Source organism: Lentzea sp. DG1S-22, from assembly GCF_036321065.1.
GTDB lineage: Bacteria > Actinomycetota > Actinomycetes > Mycobacteriales > Pseudonocardiaceae > Lentzea > Lentzea jiangxiensis.
Genome location: NZ_CP143276.1, coordinates 3538309 through 3553476 on the forward strand (window position 1 = coordinate 3538309; position 15168 = coordinate 3553476).

Annotated in this window: 12 protein-coding genes and 1 pseudogene; 5 read left to right on the forward strand and 8 right to left on the reverse strand. The window is 71.1% G+C overall.

Annotation, left to right across the window (positions count from 1 at the left end):
* Positions 1–14: 14 nt before the first annotated feature.
* The 3 genes from V1227_RS15625 to V1227_RS15635 are packed head-to-tail and all read right to left on the reverse strand — an operon-like array spanning position 15 to position 4251.
* Positions 15–1121, reverse strand: coding sequence for a DUF58 domain-containing protein (locus V1227_RS15625; protein ID WP_329793287.1), 1107 nt, complete (start codon positions 1119–1121; stop codon positions 15–17).
* Positions 1118–2083: an AAA family ATPase gene (locus V1227_RS15630; protein WP_329793289.1), complete on the reverse strand. Its 966-nt coding sequence runs from the start codon at positions 2081–2083 to the stop codon at positions 1118–1120. The genes V1227_RS15625 and V1227_RS15630 overlap by 4 nt, the downstream gene beginning before the upstream one ends.
* The gene (locus tag V1227_RS15635; RefSeq protein WP_329793291.1) at positions 2080–4251 is read right to left on the reverse strand and encodes a hypothetical protein; all 2172 of its coding nucleotides are present in this window, start codon (positions 4249–4251) and stop codon (positions 2080–2082) included. Before V1227_RS15635 ends, V1227_RS15630 begins: the two co-directional genes overlap by 4 nt.
* Positions 4252–4438: 187 nt before the next feature.
* Here V1227_RS15635 and V1227_RS15640 point away from each other — a divergent pair, with 187 nt between their 5' ends.
* Complete coding sequence (locus V1227_RS15640; RefSeq protein ID WP_329793292.1) at positions 4439–5083, forward strand: hypothetical protein; 645 nt, start codon at positions 4439–4441, stop codon at positions 5081–5083.
* A 179-nt stretch (positions 5084–5262) separates the two neighbouring features.
* On the opposite strand, the gene V1227_RS15645 is transcribed toward V1227_RS15640, so the two are convergent.
* Positions 5263–5913, reverse strand: coding sequence for a fibronectin type III domain-containing protein (locus V1227_RS15645; protein WP_329793293.1), 651 nt, complete (start codon positions 5911–5913; stop codon positions 5263–5265).
* A gap of 17 nt (positions 5914–5930) precedes the next feature.
* Entirely contained in the window at positions 5931–6533 is a 603-nt protein-coding gene (locus tag V1227_RS15650) for a hypothetical protein (RefSeq protein ID WP_329793294.1), read from the reverse strand.
* Positions 6534–6612: 79 nt separating this feature from the next.
* Between V1227_RS15650 and V1227_RS15655 the strand changes: the two genes are divergently transcribed.
* On the forward strand, positions 6613–7500 hold the full coding sequence (locus tag V1227_RS15655) for a LysR family transcriptional regulator (RefSeq protein ID WP_236219807.1): 888 nt from the start codon (positions 6613–6615) through the stop codon (positions 7498–7500).
* Here V1227_RS15655 and V1227_RS15660 read toward each other — a convergent pair.
* Positions 7403–8266 carry an EamA family transporter gene (locus tag V1227_RS15660; protein ID WP_329793295.1) on the reverse strand — a complete coding sequence of 288 codons (864 nt, stop codon included), beginning with the start codon at positions 8264–8266 and terminating at the stop codon, positions 7403–7405. The genes V1227_RS15655 and V1227_RS15660 overlap by 98 nt on opposite strands.
* Before the next feature lie 92 nt (positions 8267–8358).
* Between V1227_RS15660 and V1227_RS15665 the strand changes: the two genes are divergently transcribed.
* The gene (locus V1227_RS15665; protein ID WP_329793296.1) at positions 8359–9267 is read left to right on the forward strand and encodes an RluA family pseudouridine synthase; all 909 of its coding nucleotides are present in this window, start codon (positions 8359–8361) and stop codon (positions 9265–9267) included.
* On the opposite strand, the gene V1227_RS15670 is transcribed toward V1227_RS15665, so the two are convergent.
* Positions 9262–10155 carry a hypothetical protein gene (locus V1227_RS15670; protein WP_329793297.1) on the reverse strand — a complete coding sequence of 298 codons (894 nt, stop codon included), beginning with the start codon at positions 10153–10155 and terminating at the stop codon, positions 9262–9264. The genes V1227_RS15665 and V1227_RS15670 overlap by 6 nt on opposite strands.
* A 117-nt stretch (positions 10156–10272) precedes the next feature.
* Between V1227_RS15670 and V1227_RS15675 the strand changes: the two are divergent.
* Positions 10273–11166: pseudogene (locus tag V1227_RS15675) on the forward strand (acyltransferase family protein); the annotation flags it as partial.
* A 70-nt stretch (positions 11167–11236) separates the two neighbouring features.
* Here the strand turns inward: V1227_RS15675 and V1227_RS15680 are convergent.
* Positions 11237–14431 carry a GH92 family glycosyl hydrolase gene (locus V1227_RS15680; RefSeq protein ID WP_442916497.1) on the reverse strand — a complete coding sequence of 1065 codons (3195 nt, stop codon included), beginning with the start codon at positions 14429–14431 and terminating at the stop codon, positions 11237–11239.
* 138 nt (positions 14432–14569) lie between these two features.
* On the opposite strand from V1227_RS15680, the gene V1227_RS15685 reads away from it, so the two are divergent.
* The gene (locus V1227_RS15685; RefSeq protein ID WP_329793299.1) at positions 14570–14953 is read left to right on the forward strand and encodes a VOC family protein; all 384 of its coding nucleotides are present in this window, start codon (positions 14570–14572) and stop codon (positions 14951–14953) included.
* Positions 14954–15168: the final 215 nt, after the last annotated feature.

The following is a 15168-nucleotide window of genomic DNA, read 5'->3' on the forward strand; positions in this document are numbered from 1 at the left end:
CTCCGTCCAGCGCCTCATCGCGCCACCACCGCGTTCCACGAGTCGACCAGGTCCTCCGCACGGCCGCCGCTGATCACCAGCACCGACCCCGCCGCGCTCACCGGGCGTTGTTCGTCCACCACGAGCACGACGCCGTAGGCGGCTCGTCCCGCCTCCAGGACCAGGGCCGGGACGGAGGTTCCGCTGACCACGGCCACCACGTCCAGGTCGCGCACGGGCACGGCCGGGCGGCCGTCGACGTCCCGCAGCTCCAGGTCCGCCAGGGCGGAGAGGATCGGGGCCGGGTCCTGCCGCTCCTCGAGGTCGGTGCCGCCGGAGGACGTCAGCAGGCGCACCGGGTGGCCCTGTTCCAGGGCCGAGGTGATCAGGGAGGCGGCCACCTCGACGGCCTCCTCGAAGCGCTGGGGGTCGGCGTACGAGGTGGTGCTGTCGTCGAGCAGCACGGCCAGGTGCGGGCGGGCCGGGTCGGCGTCCTCGCGGATCATCAGGGTGCCGGTGCGGGCCGAGGTGGCCCAGTGCAGTCGGCGGAGGTCGTCGCCCGGCACGTACTCGCGCAGGCCCACCAGGTCGGTGCCGCCGCGTTCCACCCGTTCGTCGGCGCCCACCTGGCCGCGGCGTGCGCCGGACGGCAGGCCGCGGACCGGGAGCACGCGCGGGACGACGCGCACCTGCACGACCTCGCCCAGCACCGTCCTCGCCTGCGCCAGACCGGCCAGGCCCCTGCGGCGCAACGTCAGCGGGCCCACGTCGAACACACCTCGGCGCTCGGTCGGGATGGCGTAGTCGACGGCCTCGACCGCTCCCGGCTCCAGCAGCGGCACGTCCACGGACATCGGGACCCCCGCCACCACGTCGACGGCGTCCAGGGCGACCGGCCAGCGGCCCACCGCGGACAGCTCCAGGCGGCCGTTGCAGCGGGCCAGGCGCGGAACGGTGCGGGGACGGACCGTGCGCGACACCGACAGCGGCGACGCGACCAGGACCGAGATCACCGACGCGACGACCAGGGCCGTCAGGGCCAGGCCGAACGCCGCCATGCCCGCGTAGCGCCACCACAGGCCGACGCCCAGCATCAGCACGCCCAGCACCGCTGTCCCGGTGCCGCGCACGGTGGGTCTCATTGGGCCGAGGGCTTGGGCACCGGCACGCGCGACAGCACGTCGGCCAGCACCTCGGACGTCGTCACGCCCGCCAGCACGCTCTCCCGCGTCAGCACCAGGCGGTGGGCCAGCACCGGGTCGGCGATGTCCTGGACGTCCTGCGGCACCACGAAGTGCCGGCCCTTCGACGCCGCGTACACCTGGGCGCAGCGGACCAGGGTCCGCAGGCCGCGGGTCGAGGCGCCGAGGCGCAGGCGCTCGTCGGACCTCGTACCCGCGCCCAGGCCCGAGATGTACTGCAGGATCGGGTCGGCCACGTGCAGCAGCGACAGGCGGCCGCTGAACGCGCTGATCTCCCGTGGCGACGACACGGTGTGCACGTCGGCGATCCGGCCGGCGCCGCTGCCGGGGCGCAGCACGTCGAGTTCGTCCTCGACCGACGGGTAGCCGATCGAGGTGCGCAGCATGAACCTGTCCAGCTGGGCCTCGGGCAGGCGGTACGTGCCGTCGAGGTCGATCGGGTTCTGCGTGGCCACGACGAGGAACGGGTCGGGCACCGCGTGCCCGACGCCGTCGATCGTGACCGTGCGCTCCTCCATCACCTCGAGCAGCGCGGACTGCGTCTTGGCCGCCGCGCGGTTGATCTCGTCCGCCAGCACGATGTTCGCGAACACCGGGCCCGGCCGGAACCGGATCTGGCCCGTCTGCGGGTCGTAGACCGAGGTGCCCGTGACGTCGGACGGCAGCAGGTCCGGCGTGAACTGCACGCGCCGCGACACCCCGCCGAGCGCGCCCGCGACGGCACGCGCGAGCGTCGTCTTGCCCGTGCCCGGAACGTCCTCGAGCAGCACGTGGCCGCCCGCGAACATGGCCACGAGGACCAGGTCGACCACGTCGCGCTTGCCGCGCACGGCGCCCTCGACCGCGTCACCGAGCCGGGTGTGCAGGTCGCGGAAGGCGGAAACCTCACCGGCGTCGATCACTTTTCCTCTTCTCTGCGAACACCGATGCGCAGCAGGAACGCACACGCCAGCAGGCCGAGACCCCCCGCGCCCATCGGCGCGGTCCCCGCTCCCGCCGGCTCCCTCCTGGGGATGCAACCGGGCTTTCCCTGGCACTCGTCGTAGGTGAACAACACGTTCCTCACCGCCGAGTCGACCTGGCCGGCACCGGTGGCCGCGTAGGCGCGCACCACGATCGCGTTGGTGCCCTCCTCCAGGTCGATCACGGCCGTCGTCGCGTTGCACGGGATGCCGGCGGAGTAGCCGTACGTCCTGTTCACGACCTCGCAGCGGCCGTTGTGGCTCGCCCAGTCAGCGGGCGGCGTCAAGGTCAGCGTGCGCCTGGGCAACGTCCGCCCACTGCTGACACCGGTGATCACCGTGACACCCGCGGTCGGCAGCGACGGCGGCGGTGGCGGCGGAGGAGGTGGGGGCGTGGTCGTGGTCGTCACGGGCGGCGGAGGGGGCGGCGGGGGCGGAGGTGTCGTCGTGGTCGTCACCGGCGGCGGGGGCGGAGGAGGCGGGTTGTTCGGCGGCGTCACCGTGAACGCCGCCATGCCCGCGGCACCCGCGGCCGACGCCGTGGACGCCCGCACCGTCACGTCGAGCCTGCCGCTCGTGCAGAACGTCGAACCCGCGCACGGCACCGACAGGTCCGTGGACGTCCCGGCCGTCTGCGCCGACACCGATCCGCCGGAGAACGAGCCGGAACCGGACACCGTGTAGCCCACGACCGGATCGGCCGACGTGGCCGCGTTCCAGCTCACCGTGACGACGAGAGCGGACGCGCTGCGCGACTTCTCCCGCACCGACACCCCGGCGGGCGCGGCGGGAGCCGTGCCACCCGTGGAGGACGGCACCGACGACGTCGTCGGCGGGGTGGAGACCTCCGTGGTCGGCCCGTGGCCGTTGTTGTCGCCGTTGTTGCCGTTGCCGGGGTTGCGCGGCGGCTTGGTCGGCTCGTTCGGGTTCGGTGGCGGGGGCGGCGGCACGGACGGCGGCGGCGAGCGGTCCGGGTCCTTCACCGGGAGCTCGGGGCTGCGGATCGTCAGCGAGCGCGTCGCGCCGTCCGGGTCGACCAGCACGCCCGTGGACGAGCCCGGCACGTTCACGAACAGCCGGCCGTCGTCGAAGACGAGCTCGGGGTCGGACCCGCCGGACGTCCGCACGTCGTCGCCACCGCGCCGGCCCCCGCGGTCGAGGACGACGACCTTGCCGGACCCCTTGCAGGGCACGTAGACCTTGTCGCGGAACACCGCGGGCCTGCCCGGCTTCGGGCACCCCATCGCGCCGACGTCGACGCGCAGGACGTCGCGGCCCACGACCAGCACCACGACCGAGGACGCCGGGACCGACGCGGGCACCAGGTCGAGCGGCGAGGACTGGGCGGCGATCACCTCGGCGTCGGAGCGGTCGGTCGACGAGTCGACGTCCTCCCCCGTGCCGTCGCGCACGACGACACCGCCGTCGAGGCCGATCAGCGTGACGCCCTGGTCGTGCGGCACGAGAACCGTGCGCGGACCGGCACCGCCGACCTGGCGCTGCGTGCGCTCCTCGAACCGCTCCTCGTCGTAGGACCAGTCGAGCGAGCGCAGCGTGCCGCCGTGGTCGACCAGCCACAGCACGCCCCGCTCGTCCACCACGGCGTCGGCGAGGGGCTGGCCCGCCTCCCACGTCTGGCCGACGTCGGCCAGCGTCAGCGGGTCGGCGGTGTGCACGGTGCCGCCGGCGCGGTCGACGACGAACACCATCCCGTTCGACACCAGCACCTTGCTCGTCGCACCGGGCGGCGCCTGCCGGCGGCCGGAGGCGAGCAGCGTGGCCAGGTCGATGACGGTGATCTCGCCGGTGCGGCGGTCGAGGACGATGAGCCGCCCGTCCTCCTGCGCGATCTCGAGCTGCGAGTCGGGGCCGCTGATCTGCAGGCGCGTCTGCGGCTTGCCCGACACGGGGTTGACCTGCACGACCTCACCCCGCTGGTCGTCGCCCAGCCAGGTGAGCCCGTCCGACACCGCGACCGACGTCCGGGAGATGCCCTGACCGAGCGCGGCGCCCGCGAGCACCAGGACACCCAGCAGTGCCGCGACGAAACTCGCCGATTCCCGCCCTCCACCGGAGATAATGCGTCTGATCCGGTGCCACCAAGACATAGTGCGCCCTCCCTCGCCCGCCGGGGATGCTAACCCCCGGCTCTGACCTGTTCGGGCGGCGCATGGTTCCCGGTTCGCCCGGTCAGCCGGCTGGCAGACATCAGGAACGGTAATCCGGAGGTCTGACAGTGTTGAAAACCGAATGGCGTTACCCCGAACCGACCAACGCTTAAGGCAGAGTGGACGCATGGAAATCCCCGGCATGGGACTTGCCAAGCAGGCGCTCGACACCGCCCTCGACACGACAGCGGCCGTCGCGGCCGTCCCCACCCGCTTGCTGGGTCTCATCACCGAGGTCGAGCAGCTCGTCCGCAAGGTCAACGGCACGATCGACGCCGTCGACGGCGTCGTGCGCAGGGCCGACGAGCTCGTCGGCCGCACGGCGGACGTCGTCGCGGACGCGGAGAAGGCGGTCGACGAGGTCCGCGCGATCACGGCGAGCGCCGGCGACGTCGCCCAGCGCGCCGGTCTGGTCGTCACGGCGGCCGGCCGGACCGCGGACACTGCCAACGAGCTCATCGGCATCTACGAACCGATCGCCAAGCAGGCCCAGCCGCTCGCGAAGCGGTTCGTGGAGGAGCTCTCACCGCACGAGATCGAGGCCGCGATCAAGCTGGTGGACGAGCTGCCGGTGCTGACCGAGCACCTGATCAGCGACATCCTGCCGATCCTCGCCACCCTCGACCGCGTCGGCCCCGAGGTGCACCAGCTGCTCGAGGTCACGAGCGACATGCGCCAGGCGATCCTCGGCATCCCCGGTTTCGGGTTCATGCGCCGCCGCGGGGAGAAAAAAGAGGAAGAAGAGGGTGTGAAGGAGGACGAGAACGGGTAACCCGGCCGCCATGACGGCCCACGCGCGCGAAGATCAACTCATCTGGTGGCTGCTGAGCGGCGTCTTCGGACTCCTGTCCGCGGTCAACGTCCTGCTCGCGGTCACCGAGAGCACGACCTGGCCCTACCCGCTCGCGGCGATGCTCCTCGCCGCGAGCGCGTGGTGCGGCAGACAGGCCCTCAGACCTTCCCCGTCCTCTGGTGGGTCAGGTTCGAGGGCGCCCCGAACCGGAACGCCCGCACCCGATAGGTCGCGGCTTTCTCGTCTGGGAGCGTGATCACCCCGTAAGACGTGGTGTCCGGGTCGAGCTGCACGGCGACGCGGTAGTCCGCCGCGCCCGCGGGCCTGACCTCGATCAGGTACCCGTCCTCGTCCGACGCCCTGTCCTGCCAGGTGAACAGGACCCCGTTGGCGTGCTTCACCTCCGCCTCGAGCTCGCGCGCCGCCGCCTCGGGTGACGCCACGGGGTGCGTGCCCCCGCCGCCCCCGCGCGGCGCCGTCCAGTCCGGCCCCTCGACCTCCGGCACGTCGTCCCCCGGTGGCAGAGCGACGTCCACGGTGGCCGAAGCGGTTCCCGTGTACGGCCGGACCCGGTAGTAGAACGGGGTTTCCGGGATCAGGTCCGGGTGCCGGTAGGAGTTCTTCGCCGGTGGGCTGAACTCCAGGACCGCGTACTCGCCGTCCGCCGCGTTCGCGTACTCGACCACCTGCCCGGCCGCCCCCGGCTCCGGACGCCAGTGCAGCGTCACGTCGACGGGCGAGGTCAGCTCGGACGTCAGCACGGGGTCCTGCTGCTCCCGGCCGCAGGCAGCCAGGAACAGCAGTTCCACCAGGGTCACCCGCCCGATCACTTGCGCCAGAACCGCACGTTGCTCCAGACGACCGTGGCAGGTCCTTGGCCGCTGGACGTCCTGTAAGCGCCGAACTTGTCGTAGAAGCTCGTACCCGAGCTCGCGTAGGTGTGCGCGCGCGAGCCGTTGATGTACGTGCGGTGTTCCGTGGCCGTGTTGTGCACGGTGTTCACGCGAACGGTCGTGCCCACGGTCGCGCCGGTGGAGATGGTGGCGCCCCCGTGCACGGCGTACAGGCGGCCGCCGCGTTCGACGGCGAGCATCCAGAACGGTCCCGCGGTGGGGGCCTCCCGGAACGTCTGCTTGAGACTGACGCGGGTGCCGCCGAGACTCGTGATCCGGAAGCTGCCCTCGAACTGGCGCGTGCCGCCGGTGTAGGTGGCGTAACGCCGCTCGGCACGCTGGTCACCGCTCGCGGTGGAGCAGGTGAGCCGGAACGTCAGGTCGCTGACCGTGCCGCAGCCGCGTTCCTGGACGGTGAACGACGGCGAGTAGCTCGTCCACGGTCCGGTTTCGACCTGGGCCCGCGCCGGGGAGACCGGCACGAGCAGACCGGCTGCCAGTGCGATCCCCGCGACGACGCGGAGTCGTTCGGACATACCGACACCTCCTCAAGACGTGCTGAGGACAGCACGTTTCTCAGGGGGCGGTAGCCGGACTGTACCGGATAATGATCCGGTGTTCGACCTCCACCGCCTGCGACTTCTGCGCGAACTCTCCCGAAGGGGGACGCTCGCGGCCGTCGCGCAGGCGCTGAACTACAGCCCCTCGTCGGTGTCGCAGCAGCTGTCGTTGCTGGAGAACGAGGTCGGCGTGCCGCTCCTGGAGCCCGTCGGTCGTCGTGTCAAGCTCACCCCGCAGGCCGAGATCCTGGTGCGCCACACCGAAGAGGTCCTCACCCGGCTGGACCAGGCCGAGTCGGAGGTCGCCGCCTCGCTGCACGAGATCACCGGCACGCTGCGCGTCGCGACGTTCCAGACGGCGGCCCTGGCGCTGATCCCGGCGACGCTGGCGCGCATGCGGGACGAGCACCCGTCGCTGCGGATCGAGTTCCAGGTGCTCGACCCCGCGGAAGCGCTGTCCGCCTTGAACGCCAGGGACTTCGACCTCGTCTTCGTGGAGGAGTGGCCGGACCAGCCGGAGGCGCGGTTCAGCGGTCTCGAGTACCGGGAACTGACCCGGGACCCGATCCGGCTGGCCGTCCCCCGCGGACTCCCGGTCTCCGAGATCGGCTCCCACCCGTGGATCATGGAGACCGAGGGCTACCCGCAGCGGATCTTCAACGTGAACTGGTGCCGCCACAACGGTTTCGAGCCGGACGTGCGCTTCTCCTCCACCGACGTGCTGGTGAAGCTGCGGTTCGTGGAGCGGGGTCTCGCGGTCGCGCTGCTGCCGGACCTCGTCTGGTACGACCGCGAGATCACCGTCGACCTGCACGAGCTGCCGGAACCGAGGTCCCGGCTGCTGTTCACGGCGGCACGGGCAGGACGAGGTCAGCATCCGGCCGTGCGGGCTTTCCGCGAGACGCTGGCGCTTTCCGTAGCGCCGCTCCGACCCCGGCCGTGATCACGAGCGCGATGCCGAGCAACGAGACCACACCGAGGTGCTGGCCGAGCAGCAACGCCCCGGCGAGCGCGGCGGCGGCGGGTTCGAGGGCGAGCACGACGCCGAACGTGCTGGGCTGCAACGTCTTGAGCGCCCTGATCTCCAGGGTGTAGGGAACCGCGGACGCCAGCAGCGCCACCAGCGTGCCGAGCAGCAGCATCTTCGGCTCGAACAACGCGGTGCCGGCCGTCGACAGCCCGTACGGCAACGTCAGCGCCGCCGCGATCACACTCGCGCCCGCCAGCCCGCCGGTGCCGAGCCCCGCCGTCGCGACCTCGCGCCCGGCGAGCACGTAGCAGGCCCAGAACGCGGCCGCGATCAGCGCGAGCGCCACCCCGACCAGGTCGAGCTCCGAGCCCGTGTACTCGCGCCACCCGAGGACCAGCACGCCCACGAGCGCCAGCCCGACCCACACGAAGTCCCGCGCCCGCCTGCTCAGCACCGCGGCGAGCCCGAGCGGCCCGAGGAACTCGATCGTCACGGCCACGCCGAGCGGGATCCGGTCGAGGGCGAGGTAGAACGTGCCGTTCATGCCGGCCATCGTCATGCCGAGCACGAGCGTCTCCTGCCGGAACTTCGGCCGTACCACCACCGCCAGCACCAGCGCCGCGATGCCGAGCCGCAGGGCCGTGGCGCCCGGTGCGCCGACCTGGCCGAAGAGCTGGTTCGCGAACGCCGCGCCGAACTGCAGTGAGATGACCGAGCCGAGGACGAGGAAGACCGACATGCGGCCAGTCTTCGTGCTGCCTTCTGTTCAGTACAGCGAATGTTAATGAGCGATGTCGTTCGGTTTCTCCGACGGATTAGACTGGTCGGGCGATGAGACGCAAACCCACCTCCCCCCTCCCCCAGCGCCACGGCCTGGACGCCGCGCGGCTGAAGCTGCCCTCGGAAGGCCCGTGGCTGTCGCTGCGCGACCACCTGGTGGAGCGCCTGCCGCGCGTGGCCTCCTCGCGCATCGACGAGATGCTGGCGGAGGACCGGATCTGGGGCGTCTCCGGACCGCTCGGCCTCGACGCGCCGTTCGTGCCCGACTCCTACATTTGGTTCCACCGAGACCTGCCCGCCGAGGTACCGGTGCCGTTCGAGATCGGGGTCGTGCACCGGGACGACGACATCGTGGTCGCGGACAAACCGCACTTCCTCGCGACGATCCCGCGCGGGCAGCACATCATGCAGACGGCACTGGTGAAGCTGCGCGACTCGCTCGGCCTGCCGGACCTCTCCCCCGCGCACCGCCTGGACCGCGTCACGGCCGGGCTCGTGCTGTTCGTCGCGCGGCGCGAACTGCGGGGCAAGTACCAGACGATGTTCCGCGACCGCTTGGTGCACAAGGAATACGAGGCCATCGCGCCGTACGACCCGGCGTTGTCGCTGCCTCGCGTGGTGCGCTCGCGGATCGTCAAGGAGCGCGGGATCATCACCGCGTTCGAGGTCGACGGCGAGCCGAACGCCGAGACGCACGTGTCCCTCGTGGAGCACCGCGACGGGTTGGGGCGCTACCGGTTGCAGCCGTTGACCGGACGCACCCACCAGCTGCGGCTGCACATGTCCGGGCTCGGGGTGCCGATCGTGAACGACGACTTCTACCCGGTGCTGCGGGACCGGCCGCTCGACGACTTCTCGTCGCCGCTGCAGCTGCTGGCCCGCGATCTGTCCTTCGTGGACCCGGTGTCCGGGGTGCGGCGGTCCTTCCGCTCCCGGCTGGAGCTGTCCGCCTGGTCATGAGACGTGTGTGCGCACGGTCCCGATCGGCCGCGGTTCCCACACCTGCCCCATCCGTTCGAGCAGTCGCGCCGCGAGCGCGCTCATCCGCGGGTGCGTCTCGGTGAACGTCGCGACCACCCGCGCGCGGTACATCAGCCGGCCGCGCGCCGTTGTGCTGTACCAGAACCAGTCCTCGTCCACGACCCTGGCGAGGTGGTCGGTGCCGTCGCGTTCGGCGCGCTGCACCAGGGCGTCGCCCTGCACGAACCACCGCAGGCACGCGTCTTCGAGCGGGGCCGTGAACCCGCGCTCCTCGAAGTAGGCCTGCTCGGCGGCTTCGCGCAGCTCACGGGGTGCCTCGGTGACCGTGGCGCAGGTCGGGAAGCCGATGCGGAGGTAGACGACCTCGGTCAGGCCGTCGCCCAGCGCGGCGCCTTCGAGGTCGACGAACCTCGCGCCCTGCGGTGAGTACATGTCGTTGCCGGCGCACGGGTCGCCGTGCAGGAGGTCGAACTTCCCGGTGTCCTCGAAGACCAGTTCCTCCTCGGCTCCGCCGATCTCGACCTCCATCGCCCGCACGAACCGCAGGAACGGCGTCGGGTCCGGGACCACCTGGCGCGGCAGCAGACCGGCGTGCTCGGGGCCGGTGGCGCCGTGCAGCCGGGCGAGACCGCGGGCGTAGTCGACCACCCAGTCCTCGCGCGGCGGATCGGAGCGCAGCTTCTCCAGCACCACGGTCCGTTCGGCGTGGTCCACGGACAGGACGCGCGGCACCACACCCGTGTGCGCGGCCAGTCGCAGCGCCGTCACCTCGCGCTCGAAAGCGGCCTGGTCCGCCACCACCTGCTTGACGATCCGGTCGCCGTCCGCCCACACCCGCGACCGCACACCGCTCGGAAGCCGTTCCACGGAACAACACTATTCCACACGTTCGAAGAATTGTGTAACAACGTCCGCGAACCATGCGAATCCACCGTCGTGCAGAATCATGGGGAGCAAGCGGGACGATTACCGTCGCTGACCGGCATGAGATTCATCGCCGCGTTCGCCGTGTTCGGGTTCCACATCAACGCGGCCGGCTTGTGGCCCTATCCGGACGTGCCCTTCCGCCAGGGCGCGACCGGGGTGAGCTTCTTCTTCATCCTGTCCGGTTTCGTGCTCACCTGGTCGGCGAGGCCGGGCACCCCGGCACCGGTGGTGTGGCGGCGGCGAGCCGCGAAGATCTTCCCCAACCACGTCGCGACCTGGCTCGTCGTCCTGCTCGCGGTGTCGGCGACGCCCGCGGCGGCGCTCGCGAACCTGTCGCTGCTGCAGGCGTGGTTCCCCAGCGAAAGCGTCTACTTCGGCCTGAACACACCCGCGTGGTCTTTGTCGTGCGAATTGGCCTTTTACGCGGCTTTCCCGCTGCTCGTCAAGTGGCGGATGCGCACACCCTGGCTGGTCGCGTCGGCAATGGTGGCCGCGATCACGGCAATTCCGGCAATCGCGCTGACGATGCCGGGACACGTCGAATACTGGCTCGTTTTCGTCTTCCCCCCGGTGCGCGCCCTCGAGTTCGTCCTCGGCATGGCGATGGCGCGGGTCGTGCAGCAGGGGAAGTGGATCGGGGTGGGGCTGTGGCCGGCGACGGCGCTGTTCGTCGTCGCGTACGTCGGGTCCTGGTACCTGCCGGCGTCGTTCCCGTACGTCGCCGGCACGGTGGTCCCGCTGGCACTGCTGGTCCCGGCCGCGGCGGTCGCGGACCTCACCGGCGCGTGGTCGCCGTGGCGGTCGCGGTGGATGGTGTGGCTCGGGACCGTGTCGTTCGCGTTCTACATGGTCCACCAGATCGTCATCCGGGTCGCGGAGAAGGCCTTCGACGTGCGCGCGTTCCCGCTCGCCGCGGCGCTCGGGATGTTCGCGGCGTCGACGGTCGCGGCCTGGCTGCTGCACCGGCTGGTCGAGGTGCCCGCGGAACGGTGGATCCGCGGGGCACCCCGACCGGCTCGGGTCAGGCGAGCGTCAGCGCGTACAGCTCCACCCGCGGGTCGTCGGGCAGCGTCACCGAGCGGACCGTCTTCGACGCGTCCAGCCTCAGCGACTGACCGAACAGCCGGACCGGTGGCCCGTCAACGCCCTGTCCTGCCTTGATGCGGTGCGGCATCTCCAGGACCGCCGGGCCGCCGCCCGCCCAGTCCGGCACCGACGCGGCGACCTCGGCCGAGGTGCCGTCGGTGTACCAGACGGTGAACGCGGCGGACACCGGTCCGTTGTGCGACGAGCCCACGACGTGCAGCCACGAGTACCGGCCGGCGGGCAGCAGCAGCCCCTGGCCCCTCGCCTCCACGAAGTTCGGCGCCGTGCCGGTCGGGTCCGGCGCCTGGTAGGTGATGCCGCCCCACGTCACGGGGCCGGCCGGGGGCAGCAGGGCGGCGTCGTAGCTCCAGCCGCCGCCGTCGAAGTTGCCCGCGGCCGAGTCCGCGACCGTGGCCGTGCCGTCGTGGTTGAGCTCCGGCGTGACGTCCACCGAGCACGTCGAGAGCGCGCACAGGGCGGCCGGTTTGACCTCGACCACCGCCTTCAGCGAGATCGACTCGACCTGCACGGAGATCTCGTACGACCCCGGCGCCACGCCCGCGGGCACCGTGAACGTCAGCGGCACCGTCTTCTGCGACGGCAGGTGCCGCGACACGATGACGAACGGCTTGGCACCGTTCACCTCCCACCCGGCGGGTGCCGTCACGGCGGGCCGCACCGAGGTGGCGCCCGGCGACTGGGCCAGCACGTCGAGCTGCACCGTCAGCGACTGCGGGGAGTCCGAGGTCGGCAGCACGACCTCGGTGTTGCGCAGCGACGCGGACAGGGCTCGGCGCGAGTCCTGCTTGCCGTCGTTGAGCGACGGCGGCTCGTCCGAGCGCCCCGTGCCCCACGACGAGGGCTTCGACGACACCTCGTGGGTCAGCTTGCCGCCGCGCTGCAACGACGACCACGTCAGGTAGGTCTTGCGGACGTCGCGGCCGCCGAACGACACGCTCTTGACGTACCGGTTGGTGTCCGACACGCCCTTCGCCGTCACGCTCAGCGTGCCGCCCTGCGCGCCGTGCTGTCCGATTCGGACGGTCGCGGACTCGAACTGCGGTGACGACAGGGCGAGGAAGTCCGCGCCGTTGAACGTCGGGTAGAGCCCCAGCGACGAGAAGACGTACCAGGCCGACATCGTGCCCAGGTCGTCGTTGCCGGTCATGCCGTCCGGGCCGGTCGTGAACAACGTCATGGCCGCCCGCACGACCGTCGCGGTCTTCGACGGCGCGCCCGCCCACAGGTACATGTACGGCGCGAGCAGGTCGGGTTCGTTGTTCGGGTTGTAGGTCGGCTTGCCGTAGTAGTCGTACGGCTCGGTGATCCAGTCACGCCGCGCGGTGCCGGCGGGGTCGACGAGCAGCTTGTCGTAGGCGAAGAACGAGTCGAGGCGCTTCTCGGTCTCCTTGCGGCCGCCCATCAGCGCCACCAGCCCGGCCGGGTCCTGCGGCACCAGCCACTGGTACTGGTACGCGCCGCCCTCGTGGAACTGGTGCGAGGCGTCGACCGGGTTGTACGGCGCCAGCCAGGTGCCGGCGGCGGTGCGCGGGCGGAACTGGCCGATCGAGGAGTCCCAGAGGTTGCGGTACCACTGGCCGCGGTCCGCGAACATCCGCGCGTCCGCCTTCTTGCCGAGCCCCTCGGCCATCAGCGCGAGCGACGCGTCCGCGGCCGAGTACTCGAGGGCCGCGGAGGCCGGGTGCACGCAGTCGTTGTCGCCGCCCTTGTGCGCGCAGTCCTCGCCCAGTTCGAGACCGGACGGGATGTACCCGCGGTCGGCGTAGTAGGTGACGCCGGAACGGCCGTTGTACGGGGATTCGGCGGGGGGCAACGACGTCGCGTTCGCGCGCAGGAGCCGGTAGGTCTCCTCCTCGTACCCCTTCAGCAGCCCCTTCGACCAGGCCTCGACGAGGAACGGCGTGACCGGGTCGCCGGTCATGATGTTCGTCTCGGACGACGCGAGCGCCCAGCGCGGCAGCCACCCGCCGTCCCGGCCGCTGGCCACGACCGACAGCGCGACGTCACGCGCGACACGGGGTTCGAGGATCTGCAGCAACTGGTTCTGCGGCCGGTAGGTGTCCCACAGCGAGAAGTTCTGGTACGGCGTGTAGCCCGACGCCGTGCGCACCTTGCCGTCGAAGCCCATGTACCTGCCGTCGACGTCGCCGGCGAGGTTCGGGTGCAGCACCGAGTGGTAGAGCGCGGTGTAGAACGCGACCTGCCGGTCTCGCGGTCCGCCGGACACCCGCACGGCGTCGAGCTGCTTCTTCCAGACGTCCTTCGCCGCGGCGACCGTGCCGTCGAAGTCGTAGGACGGCGCCTCGGCCGCGAGGTTCTTCCGCGCGCCCTCGATGCCCGTGTAGGACAGGCCGAGCTTCAGCACGACATCGCGGTCGGCGGTGGCGTCGAACGTCACCCACGCGCCGTTCCCGCCCGTGCCGGCGGCGTCCCGCGACCCCGGCGTGGGAACGTTGCCCCGCCACGAGCCGAAGGACGCGAACGGGCGGTCGAACGAGGCCGTGAAGTACACGGTGTGCTCGTCCTTGCCCGCGCAGAACCGGCCGTTGCGCACCCGGCCCTCGATCGTCCTGTCGCCGACGACGTGGATCTCCGAGTCGAGCACCGTCTGGTTGGAACGCCCGGTGTTGAACAGGACGTTGGCCGCCCCCGACGCCGGGAACGTGTAGCGCTGCCAGCCGGTCCGCTGCGTCGCCGTGAGCTCGGCGTTCACGCCGTAGCGGGACAGCCCGACGCGGTAGTAGCCGGGCTGCGCGGCTTCGTCCGAATGGCTGAAGTCGGACTTGTAACCGTTGATGTCAACGTTGTCAACAGACCCGACGGTGGGCATGACCGGCAGCTCGCCCATGACGCCGCACCCCACACCCGACAGGTGGGTCTGCGAGAAGCCGTAGAGGGATGTGGCCTTGTAGTCGTACCCGCCCTGACCACCCGTGTCAGGGCTGACCTGGACCATTCCGAACGGCAGCGAGGCGCCCGGGAAGGTGTTGCCGAAGTTCTGCGTCCCCACGAAGGGGTTCACCAGGGACGAGGGGTCCTCGTCCGCCTGAGCCGCTTGCACGGGGACCGTCAACCCTAGTAACAGCCCGACTACAACCAGTGTCCGCATGAAAGGCAGTATCGTCCGTTCACCGCCGCGCCGACACCGTCCGAGGCCTGCGATGCGCGTTTTTGTCGCGGTGCCGCCTGTTCCTGTCGTGTTTTGTCAATCGTGGTCACCGCGAGGCGCCTGCGGTAAGCAGGTGTCATGCCCGCACAGCTCAACCACACCATCGTCCACGCCAGCGACCAGAACCGCTCCGCCCGCTTCCTGACCGAACTGCTCGGCCTGCCGGATCCGGTGCGCTACGGCCCGTTCCTCGTCGTCGAGGTCGCGAACGGCGTCTCCCTCGACTACATGACCAGCCAGGGCCCCATCACCGGGCAGCACTACGCGTTCCTCGTGTCCGAGGAGGAGTTCGACGAGATCTTCGGACGCATCCGGGAACGCGGCCTCGACCACTGGGCCGACCCCTTCCACAGCCGGCCGGGACAGATCAACCACAACGACGGTGGCCGCGGCGTCTACTGGAACGACCCGGACGGCCACGCACTGGAGATCATCACGCGTCCGTACGGGTCCGGCGCCTGACGAACCGGCTCACGCACCCAAAAGGTATAGACCACCTCTTGTGCTCGGAGCCTCTGCCTGCCACCGTGAGAGCGGTAACACGCAGTGGGCGCGGATGCTCCGAGGTGTGGTCGCCATGGCCGGAACACGCGCCGCCGCGCTGATCGGCGTGGTCACGCTCGTCCAGCCGGCGACGGCGGCGCCGCACATCGTCAGCGAAGCGCGTGTTCTGTCCC

Bases quoted from the DNA above. Each gene is read 5' to 3' on its own strand.
- V1227_RS15650 (WP_329793294.1), bottom strand. From the start codon at position 6,533: ATGTCCGAACGACTCCGCGTCGTCGCGGGGATCGCACTGGCAGCCGGT.
- V1227_RS15640 (WP_329793292.1), top strand. From the start codon at position 4,439: ATGGAAATCCCCGGCATGGGACTTGCCAAGCAGGCGCTCGACACCGCC.
- V1227_RS15680 (WP_442916497.1), bottom strand. From the start codon at position 14,431: ATGCGGACACTGGTTGTAGTCGGGCTGTTACTAGGGTTGACGGTCCCC.
- V1227_RS15660 (WP_329793295.1), bottom strand. From the start codon at position 8,266: ATGTCGGTCTTCCTCGTCCTCGGCTCGGTCATCTCACTGCAGTTCGGC.
- V1227_RS15635 (WP_329793291.1), bottom strand. From the start codon at position 4,251: ATGTCTTGGTGGCACCGGATCAGACGCATTATCTCCGGTGGAGGGCGG.
- V1227_RS15625 (WP_329793287.1), bottom strand. From the start codon at position 1,121: ATGAGACCCACCGTGCGCGGCACCGGGACAGCGGTGCTGGGCGTGCTG.
- V1227_RS15685 (WP_329793299.1), top strand. From the start codon at position 14,570: ATGCCCGCACAGCTCAACCACACCATCGTCCACGCCAGCGACCAGAAC.
- V1227_RS15665 (WP_329793296.1), top strand. From the start codon at position 8,359: ATGAGACGCAAACCCACCTCCCCCCTCCCCCAGCGCCACGGCCTGGAC.